The sequence below is a fragment of the Nonomuraea soli genome (assembly GCF_013761175.1).
In the GTDB taxonomy this organism is placed as follows: Bacteria; Actinomycetota; Actinomycetes; order Streptosporangiales; family Streptosporangiaceae; genus Nonomuraea; species Nonomuraea soli.
This window is the reverse complement of sequence record NZ_JACDUR010000003.1, coordinates 827,614-840,617: the sequence shown is the minus strand read 5'-3', so window position 1 is coordinate 840,617 and position 13,004 is coordinate 827,614. Positions and strand designations below refer to the sequence as shown.

7 protein-coding genes are annotated in these 13,004 nt (G+C 71.3%); 3 read left to right on the top strand and 4 right to left on the bottom strand.

What is annotated here, in order from left to right:
• Nucleotide 1 precedes the first annotated feature (1 nt).
• The 3 genes from HNR30_RS16845 to HNR30_RS16835 all read right to left on the bottom strand — a co-directional run bounded on the left by HNR30_RS16845 (nt 2) and on the right by HNR30_RS16835 (nt 4,927).
• A complete protein-coding gene (locus tag HNR30_RS16845; protein ID WP_181610780.1) occupies nt 2–1,210 on the bottom strand; it encodes a cytochrome P450 in 1,209 nt (402 codons plus the stop codon).
• A gap of 32 nt (nt 1,211–1,242) precedes the next feature.
• A complete protein-coding gene (locus HNR30_RS16840) occupies nt 1,243–1,647 on the bottom strand; it encodes a hypothetical protein (RefSeq protein ID WP_181610779.1) in 405 nt (134 codons plus the stop codon).
• A 127-nt stretch (nt 1,648–1,774) separates the two neighbouring features.
• A complete protein-coding gene (locus HNR30_RS16835) occupies nt 1,775–4,927 on the bottom strand; it encodes an AfsR/SARP family transcriptional regulator (protein ID WP_220133612.1) in 3,153 nt (1,050 codons plus the stop codon).
• A 176-nt stretch (nt 4,928–5,103) separates the two neighbouring features.
• On the opposite strand from HNR30_RS16835, the gene HNR30_RS16830 reads away from it, so the two are divergent.
• The 3 genes from HNR30_RS16830 to HNR30_RS16820 all read left to right on the top strand — a co-directional run bounded on the left by HNR30_RS16830 (nt 5,104) and on the right by HNR30_RS16820 (nt 7,777).
• Nucleotides 5,104–5,586, top strand: coding sequence for a GNAT family N-acetyltransferase (locus tag HNR30_RS16830; protein WP_181610778.1), 483 nt, complete (start codon nt 5,104–5,106; stop codon nt 5,584–5,586).
• 121 nt (nt 5,587–5,707) lie between these two features.
• Nucleotides 5,708–6,718 carry an alpha/beta hydrolase gene (locus tag HNR30_RS16825; RefSeq protein ID WP_181610777.1) on the top strand — a complete coding sequence of 337 codons (1,011 nt, stop codon included), beginning with the start codon at nt 5,708–5,710 and terminating at the stop codon, nt 6,716–6,718.
• Nucleotides 6,719–6,754: 36 nt separating this feature from the next.
• Nucleotides 6,755–7,777 (top strand): helix-turn-helix domain-containing protein, encoded by a 1,023-nt coding sequence (locus tag HNR30_RS16820; RefSeq protein WP_181610776.1) that lies wholly within the window; start codon nt 6,755–6,757, stop codon nt 7,775–7,777.
• Between the two features lie 52 nt (nt 7,778–7,829).
• Here HNR30_RS16820 and HNR30_RS16815 read toward each other — a convergent pair whose 3' ends face one another.
• Nucleotides 7,830–12,875 carry a DUF5979 domain-containing protein gene (locus HNR30_RS16815; protein ID WP_220133611.1) on the bottom strand — a complete coding sequence of 1,682 codons (5,046 nt, stop codon included), beginning with the start codon at nt 12,873–12,875 and terminating at the stop codon, nt 7,830–7,832.
• Nucleotides 12,876–13,004 lie beyond the last annotated feature (129 nt).

Here is a 13,004-nt window from a genome sequence, read left to right as displayed (position 1 = left end):
CTCAAGCATCCCAGGTCACGGGCAGGCTCTTCACGCCGTAGATGTCGGCCATCTCGGGCCGCACGGCGACCTCCTCGGCAGGTACGGCCAGGCGGAGCGTCGGGAACCGCCTGAACAGCGCGGGAAGGGCGACCCGCAGCTCGACGCGGGCGAGCTGCTGGCCCAGGCACTGGTGGATGCCGTGACCGAAGGCCAGGTGCCCGCCGTCCTGGCGGTCGAGGTCGAGCACGTGGGGGTTCGGGAAGCGCTCGGGGTCGCGGTTGGCGGTGTTCATCGACAGGATCACCATCGTGCCCGCCTTGATCGTCTGGCCGCCCACCTCGACGTCCTCCAGCGCGCTGCGCATGAAGGTCTTGGCGACGCTGAGGTAGCGCAGCAGCTCCTCGATGGCCCGGTCGGCGAGCTCAGGCTCCGAGCGCAGCGCGGCCAGCTGCTCCGGGTTCTGCAGCAGCGCGAAGGTGCCCAGCCCGATCATGTTCGCGGTGGTGTCGAACCCGGCCGCGAGCAGGATCAGGGCCATGCCCCGCAGCTCCTCGTCGGTCAGGTCGCTGTCGGTGAGGTCGCTGAGCACGTCGTCCGTGGGGCTGGCGCGCTTGGCCGCGACCAGCTCGGCCAGGTACTCCTGGGTCGCGGTGTAGGCCGCGATCAGCTCCTCGTCGCTGGTCTCCCCGCCGAGGAACTTGTCGATGTTCTCCTGGAACCGGCCCCGGTCCTCGTACGGCACGCCCAGCAGCTCGCAGATGACGATCGCGGGAATGGGCTTGGCGAACGCGGTCACCAGGTCCGTGGAGGGTCCTGCCTTCTCCATGGCGTCGAGGTGCTCGGCGGTGACCTGCTCGATGCGCTCGGTCAGGAGCCGCATGCGCCGCACGGTGAACTTGCCCACCAGCGGCTTGCGATAGCGGCTGTGCTGCGGATCGTCCATGAGCAGGAACTCGCCGGGCGGCGCCGGCGGCACCTCGTAGCCGGAGTAGTCGATGGTCGGGTGGTGGCTCATGAACTCCTTGCGCGAACTGAACCGCGGGTCGGCCATGACCTGCCTGATCAGGTCGAAGCCGGTGATCACCCAGCCCTGGTGCCCGTCGGCGAAGGTGAAGCGGCTGAGCGGACTCTGCTCGCGTGCCTCGATCAGCTCCTTGGGCGGGTCGAACGGGCAGCCGGGCCGACGTTCCGTCGGCATGGCCGCGAGGGTGTGGACGGATTCACTCATGAGCACTCCCGATGTGGAGAAGGTGGTGGTTCTCAGGCGTCGAGGGCGGCGGTGATCTTACGGGTCATCTCCGCCAGCGACGGGCTGGGCTCGCCCTGGTGGGTACCGGCGGCCGAGCCGATGGCGACCAGCACGGTGCTGCGGAAGTTGTCGGCCTCGGCCTGGTCCTGCCGCTTGAGCAGCGCCATGGAGGCGGTCAGCGCCGGCAGCACCTGGTCGGCCAGCTCGGCCGTCGTCTTGCCGTTCAGCTCCCTGGCCTTGGGCGCCTTGGCCAGCACGTGGCCGATCGGGCCGGTCGCGGAGGTCAGGGCGAGGGAGCCGCGGGTGGCGACCTTGTGGGCCGATTCGGCGATGCCGGCGGCCGACATCAGCGAAACGGCGCCCCAGGCGGCGACACGAAGGGTGAGCTGGTCCTGGTCGGTGAAGGTGACAGACATGATGGGCACTCCTCGTCAGCGGGTCTTGATGGGCTCAACTCTGGCCCGTCCCTCTGATACGGGACTGACAGGCCGCTGATACGGCCTCACATGCCCCTGCCAGGCGCGCCGCCGTCACGGCGGTCGTTCACGAGGCGAGCGTCTGCTCCGCCAGCTCCCGCCAGTCGGTCTCCCGCCCGCCACGGGTCGCCTCGGTGAAGAGGTCCTCGCCGAGGCGATCGCGCGTCTCCTTCACGAGCCGCGTGCCGTCGGGCTGCGAACGGTCGGCCGTGCCGCGCACGACGTCGCTCGCCGCGAGCAGCCGCGCCGCCCGTTCCGGGTCGCCCTGGCACAGCGCGAGATCCGCCACCCCGATCAGCACCTCGGCGATCAGCGGCGTGTAGCCGGCCTCGACGATCGTGGTGAACGCCTCGGTCCGGTACACGCGGGCCTTGTCCAGGTCGTCGGTCAGGTAGGCGGCCAGGTCCATGGTCTTGGCGTGGATCATCGGCGACAGTTCCTCGCTCACCAGCATCGCCCGCACACTCGCCAGGTGCAGGTTCGCCTCGTCGAGTTCGCCGCGCCAGCGCGCCAGCTGGGCCTTCGTCAGCGCCAGCTCGGCCAGGGCGTCAGGCCACGTGATGCCGTCGGCCGCTCGCTCCGCCTCCGCGATCGCGGCCTGGCCGGCCCCTTCGTCGCCGAGCAGCCAGTGCAGCTGGGCCTGCCTGGTCCACAGGTTGAGCGTCTCCTCCCGGGCGCCCAGCTCGTTCACCGCTTTGGCCGCCTCTTGGAGGTGCTCGCAGGCGCGCGCGAACTCCCCGCGCATGGCGAGCCGTTCGGCCAGGAACGACAGCGCCAGCGAGGTGCCCAGCCGCTCGCCCAGCGCGCGGAACTCGGCCAGGGCGATCTCGGTGTCGGTGTCGACGTCGGTCTCGTCACCGCCGAGCGTGAGCCTGAACCGGGCACGGGTGATCCTGGCCTGGGCTCGCACCCACGGGTTCTCGTCGGCGATGAGCGGGTCCAGCGCGGTCTCGAACTCCGCCGGATCCTGCACCAGGCGCTCCCACAGCGCGACGAACCTGAGCATCGGGTGCGGGGCCACGCTGTGCCGCGTGAGCCGGTGCGCCTCGTGGATCCACTCCTCCGCCTGGTACTGGTCGCGGCCGATCCCCGAGGTCAGGAACATCGTCACCACGGTGCAGGCAAGCGCCCGCACGTCGTCGGGGACCTCGCCGGGCATCGAGGCCGCCGCGACGCTCAGCTCGGCGCCCTCGACCCGGTGTCCGCTGAGGAACCAGTACCAGCCCGCGCCCCCGACGAGCCGCATGGCCTCCTGGGCCCACCCGTCGGCGATCGCCCCTCGCAGGGCGGCGTTGATGTTGTCGTGCTCGGCCTCGAGCGTGGCCAGCCATTCGAGCTGCTCGGCTCCGCGCAGGTGGGTGTCGGCCTCCTCGGCCAGCTCGCTGAGGTAGTCGAGCTGCGCCCGCCGCGCCTGCTCGACCTCGCCGGCCTCGGCGAGCCGCTGCACGGCGTACTCCCTGATGGTGCCGAGCATCCGGTAGCGCGGCGTGTCCTCACCGGTGGCCACCAGCAGCGACTTCTCGATGAGGGCCGTGAGCACGTCGAGCACCGGTTCCCCGGCGAACGTCTCGCCACCGCACACCCGCTCGGCGCCCTCCAGGCCCGCGCCGCCGGCGAACACCGACAGCCGCCGCAGCACGCCGCGCTCGGCCTCGCTCAGCAGGTCCCAGCTCCAGTCGACGACCGCGCGCAACGTCTTGTGCCGTGGCAGTGCCGTACGGCTGCCGCCCGTCAGCAGGCTGAAGCGGTCGTCGAGGCGGCGGCCCAGCTGGTCGAGCGACATCGTGCGCAGCCGCGCGGCGGCCAGCTCGATCGCCAGCGGGATCCCGTCGAGCGCGCGGCAGATGCGCGCCATGGCCGCCATCGTGCGCGCGTCGGAGCCGATGTCCTTGCGCACCAGCTCGGCACGGTCACGCAGCAGCCGTACGGCAGGCGAGTCGCCGACCTCGGCGGGGCCTGCGCCCTCCGAGGGCAGCGCGAGCGGCTCGACCTGCCACAACACCTCGCCCGTGATCCCGAGCGGCTCCCTGCTCGTGGCCAGGATGCGCAGCCTGCGGCACTCGCCCAGGAGCCGGTCGGCGAAGGCCGCCGCGGACTCGATCACGTGCTCGCAGTTGTCGAGGATCAGCAGGATCGCGCGTTCTCTGAGCGCGGTGACGAGCCGGTCCATCGGCTCGCCTGCCCGCGGGCCGCCGAGCACTGCCTGGTCGCGCAGGCCGATCGCGGTGAGTGCCGCCTGCGCCAGGTCGCCGCCCTCGCGCACCGAGGCGAGCTCGACCAGCCAGGCGCCGTCGGGCAGCTCGGCGAGCATGGTGCGGGCGGTCTCCGTGGCCAGCCGGGTCTTGCCGGAGCCGCCCGGCCCCGTCAGGGTGACCAGCCGGTGCCTGACGGCCAGGTCGGCGACCTCGGCGATGTCGTCGCCCTTGCCGACGAAACTGGTGAGCTCGGCGCGCAGGTTCGTCCTGACGGTCTCGGTACGCGTGCCCAGCTCGCCCCGCAGCAGCGCGGTGTGCAGGGCGGACAGCTCGGCCGACGGGTCGGCGCCCAGCTCGTCGGCCAGGCGCTCGCGGGTGCGCTGGTAGACGGTCAGCGCTTCGTTCCCGCGTCCCGCCTCGGCCAGGGCACGCATCAGGGCGGCGACGAACCCTTCGCGCAGCGGATACGACGCGACGAGCTCGGTCAGCTCGGAGACCAGGTCGGCGGCGCGGCCCAGCCGGATGTCGGCGTCGATGCGATCGCCGAGCGCGGTGATGTGCAGCTCGTCCAGGCGGGCGACGACGGCGTCGAAGACCTCGCTGTCCTGCAGCGCGATGTCGGCCAGCGCCGCCCCCCGCCACAGGGCCAGGGCCGAGCGCAGCAGGTCGGCCTTGTCGGCGGGCTCGGCGGAACGGGCCTGGGCGACCAGCCGCTCGAACCGCTGCACATCCACGGCGTCGGGCGGGACGGCCAGGCGGTAACCGCCCGCGTCGGCCTCGATCACGCCGTCGGGCAGCACCCTGCGCAGCCTGGACACCAGCGCCTGCAGGGCGTTGACCTCGTCGGCGGGCGGTCGTTCGCCCCAGATCCAGTCGACCAGCCTGCCGCGGGAGATGATGCGGCCGGGTTCGAGGGCCAGCGCGGCCAGGAGCGCGCGCAACCGGACCCCGGGGACGTCGACCACGGTCCCGTTGTCGTTCTTGACCTCGAAGGGTCCGAGCAATCCGACTCGCACATCAGACATTGTGCCGAAGTGTAGCCACGGGCGCGTAAAGCGGCGGCCTCCGGGTTATCGTGGAGGCATGGAGTGCTTCGCCGCTTGCCGCAGCCGCAGCTGAGGGCCGGCTCGCGCCTGTATCAGGCCGTGAGCGGGCCGACTGACGCCCATCATCACGCCCTCAGTTCGAAAGGCGCACTTCCATGCTCATCCGTCCCTTCGCCGCGTCCGATCTGGCGCGGCTCATCGACCTGACCATCGAGACCTTCGGCCCCTTCTACGAGGAACACTTCCGGCCGCTGGTGGGCGAGGTCGTCTTCGCCAACCAGCACGGCGACTGGCGCGGCGACTACCGCACCCAGGTCGCCGAGCTCCACGACCCAGACCAGCACAAGCACGTCGCGGTCGCCGTCGACGGCGACGTGATCGCCGCCTACGTGGCGTGGAGCGCCGACCCCGCACGCAAGAACGGGGCCGTCTCGCACCTGGCCGTCTCGGCCGAATACCGCCGTCACCAGCTGGGCACCGCGCTGTGCGAGCACGCGTTCGCCGAGATGCGGGCGCTCGGGGCCGAGGTCGTGGAGATCGGCACCGGTGGCGATCCCTTCCACGCGCCCGCCAGGGCGCTCTACGAGAAGCTCGGGTGCACGCTGCTGCCGATCGCCGTCTACTACAAGACGCTCTGATCGTCGGCTGAGCTCCCGGCCGCCAAATGGCGGGAAGCGCCACGCGACTTCCCGCCAGCTGCGGGTTACCGCCTGCGACCTGGTCGCGCATGGTGAGGATAATCGTCAAGAGGGAGAAACCATGGACGACCAGACCCCGTTCGGCGAACTCACCGTCCGCCCGCCGTACGACCCCGAGCTCGTGCCCGTCGAGCAGGCGCTCCGTGAGCTGCTGCCCAACCTCACGGCGGAGAGCCTGACGGCGCGGCGGCAGCCGGACCTGAACGGCGAGGTAGCCGAGCAGCTCGTGGGATTCGAGCAGGTCGACCTGACCGCCGGCGGTGCCGTACGGGTCGAGGAACGGCAGGTGCCAGGTCCCGACGGCGCGCCCGACATCACCCTGCTGATCCTCAGCCCGGTCGACGACCGGGGTCCGAAGGCGGGCATCTACCACATCCACGGCGGCGGCATGGTCACCGGCGAGCGCCGGCTGGGCATGCACATGTACCTGCCGTACGTCGCCGAGGGGCACGCCGTGGCCGTGTCGGTGGAATACCGGCTGGCGCCCGAGCACCCCGATCCCGCGCCCGTCGAGGACTGCTACGCCGGGCTGGTGTGGACCGCCAAGAACGCCGCGGAGCTCGGCATCGACCCCGGCCGCCTGCTCATCGCGGGAGAGAGCGCGGGCGGCGGGCTCGCGGCGGGCACGGCGCTGCTCGCCCGCGACCGCGACTTCCCCGCCCTCACCCACCAGATCCTCGTCTGCCCCATGCTCGACGACCGCTTCGAGACCCACTCCAGCCGCATGCTCGAAGGCGAGGGCATCTGGGACCGCACCAGCAACCTGTTCGGCTGGACGGCGCTGCTCGGCGAGCGGCGTGGCGGGCCCGACGTCTCCCCGTACGCCGCCCCCGCCCGCGCGACGAACCTGGCCGGGCTCCCCCGCACCTACATCGACGCCGGCTCGGTCGAGAGCTTCCGCGACGAGGTCCTGATCTACGCGCGCCGGCTCTCGGAGGCCGGAGTCAACGTCGACCTGCACATGTGGGGCGGCGGCTTCCACGGCTTCGACATGATCGCCGCGCACGCCGCGATCTCCCGCGCCTCCACGGCGGTGCGCGACGAGTTCATCCGGCGGGCGCTGGAACACTGAGCCCAACGGGCGGCCGGCAACCTGGGAGGGGTCCGCGTGCGCGATCTCATCGGCAAGCTCGAAGCCGTCGGAGACGAGACGGCCGGGGCGCTGCGCGTCATCGCCCACTTCGACAGCCTGGTCGAGCAGCGTGCCCCCGTGGCCGCCGTGATCCGCGCGGCCGCCGTGCTGGCGGGATGCCCCGCCGGCTACCACGACGCAGGGCGGAGCCTGACCCGCCGGTACGACCCGCAGGGGCGCTCCATGGCCGCCGACGCTCCCCGCTCCTGGCCGCGGGTGGCCGTGCCCGGCAGGGCCGGGTGCTGCCTGTGGCTGGAGCGGGAGGGCGAGCATCGGCCGCTCGACGCGCTGATCCTGGAGCGGGCGGCGCTGGCGGTGCACGCGCTGACCGGGGAGCGCACGCATCGCTCGATCGGGGAGGCGGTCAAGATCGCCTGTGATCCCGACGCGTCGGAGGCCGAGCGCCGCGACGCCATAACCCGGCTGGGGATCACGGGACCGATCACCGTGGTGGTCGGCGGAGTGGGGGACGCGTCGGCCGAAGGGCTGCTCTCGCCGCACACCGCGCTCGTCGACGAGCACGTCGTGACGCTCGTGGCCGGGGCGCCGGTGTTCCCGTCCGGACTGCGGGCGGGGACGGCGGTGGCGGCCGACCCCGCGCGGCTGCCCGCGGCCCTCGACCACGCCCGGCTGGCGCTGCGGCTGACCGACCGGCTCTCGGGGCCGGGGGCGTCGCTGGTGCACTACGACGACCTCGGCGCCCTGGCCGTGGTCGTCGAGCGGATCACCCCGGACGAGGCCGGAGCGCTCGACGACGTGCGGCGGCTCGACCAGGCCAGGACCACCAGGCCGTGGGCCATCGACACCCTGCAGGCCGTGCTCGACCACAACAGCCTCAGGCAGGCCGCCGCGGTCCTGCACCTGCACCACTCGACGCTTCAGGAACGGCTGACCTCGCTGGCCGCCCAGCTCGGCTACAGCCTCACGCAGCCGGGCGGCCGCCAGAGGGCCGCGGTCGCGGTCCTGCTCTGGCGGATCGCGCACTGCGCCGACGCCTGACGATCATTCGGGCGCGGTCCGGATACCGTGACCGCGCCCGATCGCCTCACGGTCAGCCCTGCGCCGCCCGGCTGCCGCGAGTGCGCGCGATCATCAGGCCGATCCCCCCGGCGAGGGCCAGCGCGACCCCCAGGACGCCGAGGATGGTCCACATCCCGGACCCCGTGAACGGCAGCTCGTCACCGGCCGGCGACGAACCGCCGTCGCCGCCGCCGGGCGGCGTCTCGTCGAAGGTGTTGGTCACGTCGACCGACGCCGAGCCGTCCACCACGACCTCGCCGTCGTCACCGCCGTCGGAGGCCGCGTACGTGACCGTGGCCCCGGAGGGCGCGTCCTGCTCGGTCACCGTGCACACGGCGCCGTCGGGCACGGAGACCTCGCGCGACTCGCCGTCGCTCAGCTCGAAGGAGCTGTCCTCAGGGGCCAGCGCGACCTCGCCCTGATCCGTCGTGCAGACCATCGAGAAGCGGTACGGCCCGGCGGACCCGCCCTTGACGTGCTTGGTGACCACGACGTCCGCCGCCGGGAAGGTGTTGGTGGCCGTGATGGTCACCGGCTCCCCCTCACCATCGGCCGTCACCACGACCGCGGTTTCACGTGAATCGTGGTCCACGACCGACGCGGCGGCTCCTCCGGTGTCGACCTCCTCGGCCCAGCAGCTCGTGTTGACCGGCAGCGGCCTGATGACGACGGGCTCGCCCGCACTGACCTGGTAGGTCTTGCTCAGCACCAGATCGGTTGGCTCCCCGGCGGCGTTCGGCAGGGCGCACGACACCTTGATCCCGAACACGCGGTCGCCCACGTAGTTCGCGGCGTCGCCGTCGAGCGCCTTGACCAGCCGCAGCTCGCCGAACGCGAAGGTGTTGGTGATCCTCGCCGTCTGCACGGACGGCCGGCCGATGCCGGGCTCGATGGTGATCTCGATCGGGTCGTTCTGCGGGTGGTCGCTCTGCCCGCCCCGCGCGGACTCCTCGTACACCTCGCAGTCGGCACCGGCGGGAATGCCCTCGATGGTGACCGGCTTGTCGACCGTGACCCGGTAGGTCTTGTCGATCACGGTCTGGTCAGGCCTGCCGTCCGGGTGAATGACGCAGGTGACGTGGAACGGGAACGGCACCTTCTTCAGCAGCTCGTTGATCTGGTCCGGCGCCCTGTCGATGCGCTTGACCAGCCTGAGGTCCCCGTAGGCGAGGGCGACGCCCACCCTGATGGGCTCGTTGGGCTGCAGCACGCGCGGCGTGCCGAGCTTGGTGAACGGCGCGACCGGCCAGGCCAGGCGCGAGCCGTCGGGGCGGTCGGTGACCTCGTTGTGGGCGAAGGAGTTCCACGCGATCGTCGGGTCGCCGTTCTCGGTGACGTCGAGCGGGGTGTCCATGGCCCAGGTGAGATCCACCTTCGCGCCCGGCGCCAGGGCCGGGTCGAAGGTGAGCTCGGCGCGGAATCCCCGCGCCGCCGCGCTGAACGGGTCGTCCCAGACGTCACTCGGGCACTGGTCGGCGCTGGAGCCGGCGCCGCCCATGTTCAGGTCGTCGGTGCACAGGGGCTCGTCGTTCTCGTAGGCGAGCTCCATCGTGCCGGCCCCGTCCAGAGCGGGCACGGTGGCCAGCGTGGGCCGCTTGTCCCAGGCGGTGCCGCGCGACTGGTCGAGGATGACGCCCTTGTCACCCATGATCGGGAAACGGTCGACGATCCGCATGGCCGTACCCGATTCTGTCCCGGCGTTCTGGATGCGCGCCAGGTAGTGGTAGCGGTCGCCCGGGTTGACCAGCGCGATGCACGGGGTGGCCGTGTAGGTGCGGCCCGAGGAGTCGGTGGTCGACAGGCACGAGGAGTCGCCGACGGGGACGACCTCCTTGGTCCGGGTGTTGTACCAGCCCAGCGACGCGTTGCCCGACACCCACTTGCGGGCGGCGAAGGCGGCCCCCGACCTGGCGGTCAGCGTCGCCTGGGCCACGCAGTACAGGCCGGTCCCGAAGTCGCCGTCGGTCTGCGAGTCGCCCGCGCACTCCATGTCCTCGTCGGAGGAGGTCGCGCCGACGGTGTTGGTCACGACCTGCCCGGCCGTGATGCCGGCCTCCAGCCTGACGTGGATCTCGATGGTGAACGTCGCACCGGGCGCGAGCACCCAGTCGCCCGGGAACTCCCACGTCAGCCCGGACACCCGGCCGCCGCTCGTGGTCTCGCTGAACTCGGGCGTGGGTACGGCGGGCGTCCCGCTGGGCACCGACTCATTGATGATCTTGTACGGCTGGCCGTTGTCACCCTGGAAGCTGTCGACGAACTGGATGCCGGGCGGCAGCGAGTCCTTGACGACCAGGTCGGGGATGTTGGCGGTCCCCGTGTTGGAGACCTTCAGGTAGAACGGCGCGTCCTCGCCCGGCGCGAGAACGGTGTTCGGGGTCTTGCTGACGTCAAGGATCGGGTCGCCCTTGACCAGGTCGAGCGTCGCGGTGACCGGGTCGATGTCCTTCGGCATGCCCGGGTCCTCGACCTTGGTGATGAACTGCCCGCTCGCGGTGTCCTCGAGGTGGCTGGGCACCGGCTCGCCGCTGCTGCGCAGCGACGGGCGCGGGCTCACGTCGAGCACCAGGATGCCGTCACAGCCGCTGCCGGCGCACGGGACGATGGTGAAGCCGTCGTTGGCGGTGCTGGTCGAGGAGTAGGTGACGCGGATGCCGGTGACGTCGCCCGCGCTCACCCCGGCCGGCAGGGCGGCCGAGCTCGACGGGGTGCCGTTGACCCAGGCGCCGCCCACGTAGGCGTCGATCTGGACCCTGTCGGCGCCCTTGGGCATCTGGTTCGACTTGATCGAGACCAGGTCGACGGCGTCGAAGAAGTCGCTGTCCTGGTCGATGATCTTCAGGTACTGAGCCGACATGTTGCCGGTGTTGCGGATCGTCAGGGTGAGGTCGGCGTGCTGGCGCGGCAGGCCCGGCACGTATTCGGGCAGCTCGCCGGGGCTGATCGACTTGTTCAGCGACGCGCCGTCCGAGGCGGGACCGGTGTTCATGTTCGGACCGCAGACCGGGCCGGTCGGCACGTAGTCGCCGCCGGCGTCGATGGAGTAGCAGTTGGTGAACGTCACGCCGTTCTCGGTGCCGGGGCGGCGCTCGGCGACGATGTTGATCGTGAACGTGCTCTGCGGCGGCATGTCGCCGTCGTAGACGCCGCGTACGCCCGTCGCCCGCTCCAGCAGGGCCGCGTCGGAGGCGTCGTAGGGCACCCACGCGTTCGCGGTCGGGTCCCACACCTCGATGGTGACCGGCGCGCTCGACGGCGAGACCGACACCGAGTCGATCATCAGCACGTCCCACGGGCTGGCGGTGCTGGGCGAACCGTCCGGATTGGCCGGCGGGTCGGTGACGATCGGGTCGATCAGCGGCTTGTTGCCGTTGTTGGTGACCGTCAGGGTCATCGGGATCGGCTGGCCGGGCGGCACATCCGTCTGGTCGGCGGACTTGGTGCCGGTGCCCGAGGTGTTCGGATCCTCGACGGGCAGGTTCTGGCAGGCGGTGCCGGAGGCCGTACCGCTGCCGTCGGTGCGGCCGGCGTCGCCCTTGTAGCCGGCGCAGTCGTCGACGCCGTCGGCCACGTCCTGCTCGGTGACGTCGTCGGTGAGGGTGCCGTGCAGGTCGAGACCGGCGCTGGCGCCCTCGGCGATGGTCGGGTTGCCGTCCTCGTCGACGCCCGTGTAGGTGACCTCGACCTTGGTGACCGTGGTGCCCGCCTTGGCGACGTCGATGGTCTGGTTCTCGGTGTAGGTGTCGGTGGTGCTGGTGCCGTCGGCGTAGGTGACGGTGACCGACGCCGTGGTGGCGCCTTCGGGGAAGCGCAGCCGGATCGACTCCACGTCGACCTTGTCGAACTCGCTGGTGGCGGTCTCGTCAGGCTCGACGATCGTGATGCTCTTCACCGGGAAGGGCGACTTGTTCGTCACGTCGATCATGGCGCTGACCGGCGAGTTCTCGCCGAGCACCGCGTGCTCTCCGGTCTCCTGGGAGAAGTCGCCGTCGGTGTCGGGGAAGAACTTCTTGGAGCCTTCGAGGACGAGGATGTCGGGCAGGATGTCGTAGGTGTCGCAGGCCTGGGCTCCTGTGACCGTCCCGTCGGTCTCCTCCTCGGCGGCGGGCGTCGCGCAGTTGTTGACGACGATCTTGTCCGTGGGCCTCAGCGGCGAGCCGTCGGAGCGCTTGGTGTCGCGCAGCTCCAGGCCGATCTCGACGGTGCCGCCGTCGGGGTCGTTCGGCAGCGGGTCGCCGCTGCTGCTGGTGAAGACGACCTCGACACCGACCACGTCGGCGGGGTCCACCCCTGCGGGTAGCGGCAGCTCTCCGGGCGACGAGATGGGGTCGCCGGTGACCGTGCTGCCGTCCGCCAGGGTGACAGTCAACACGGCCCGGTCGGCTCCGGCCGGGAAGGCCGTCACGGTGGCGCCGGTGAAGTCGAAGTACTCGAAGGTCTCCGCACTGTCGTCGGAGACCGACAGCTCGGTGACCTCGGCCGACGAGGAGGAGTTGTTGCGCACGTTCAGCGTGATCGTGGACTCCTCGCCGCTGCCCGCGACCGCCGATCCGTCCGTCCAGTCCTTGGTCACCACCGGCGTGACGACCCGGGGGATGGTGATGGTGATCTCGGTGGTGGAGTCGTCCGGGTCGGCGTTGTCGGCGTCGACCGTCGCGGTGTTGGGGACGACGGTGCCGTCCTCGAAGTCGGTGTCGGCCGGGACCCGCATGCCGATCTCGATCGTGCCCGCCTGGCCGGCGCGCAGCCCCGTCTCGTCGTCGGGGTTCTGCAGGTCCTGCTTGTAGACGACCGTCAGCAGCCGGGTCGACTCGTCGTAGGTGACGTCGCGGGTGGTGGTGCTCTGCGGCAGGCTCGTCACGTCCAGCCCCGCGGGCAGCGTGTCGGTGACGGTGAAGTTCACGCAGTCCACGGTCAGGCCGGAGCACTGGCCGTTGAGGGTGTAGATGAACTCGTCACCGGGCTCCAGCGGGCCGCCGGCGTCGTTGGTCTTGGTGACGCTGACCGAGCTCATCGGGTCGTCGGCCGCGATCGCGGGCGTCGTGGCCACGAGGCCGAGCACTGCCGTACCCGCCACAAGCAGGTCGGAAAGGGTACGTTGCCGTCGGCGCACGGATGATCGCCTCGCTTAGGTCTGGACTCCGCGATGATCACCAAACGTAAAATCGCGGCCGAGTCCACCTCAGCCGGGCGCACCGCTGCGAAG

Bases quoted from the DNA above. Each gene is read 5' to 3' on its own strand.
- HNR30_RS16845 (WP_181610780.1), bottom strand. From the start codon at position 1,210: ATGAGTGAATCCGTCCACACCCTCGCGGCCATGCCGACGGAACGTCGG.
- HNR30_RS16840 (WP_181610779.1), bottom strand. From the start codon at position 1,647: ATGTCTGTCACCTTCACCGACCAGGACCAGCTCACCCTTCGTGTCGCC.
- HNR30_RS16835 (WP_220133612.1), bottom strand. From the start codon at position 4,927: ATGTCTGATGTGCGAGTCGGATTGCTCGGACCCTTCGAGGTCAAGAAC.
- HNR30_RS16830 (WP_181610778.1), top strand. From the start codon at position 5,104: ATGCTCATCCGTCCCTTCGCCGCGTCCGATCTGGCGCGGCTCATCGAC.
- HNR30_RS16825 (WP_181610777.1), top strand. From the start codon at position 5,708: ATGGACGACCAGACCCCGTTCGGCGAACTCACCGTCCGCCCGCCGTAC.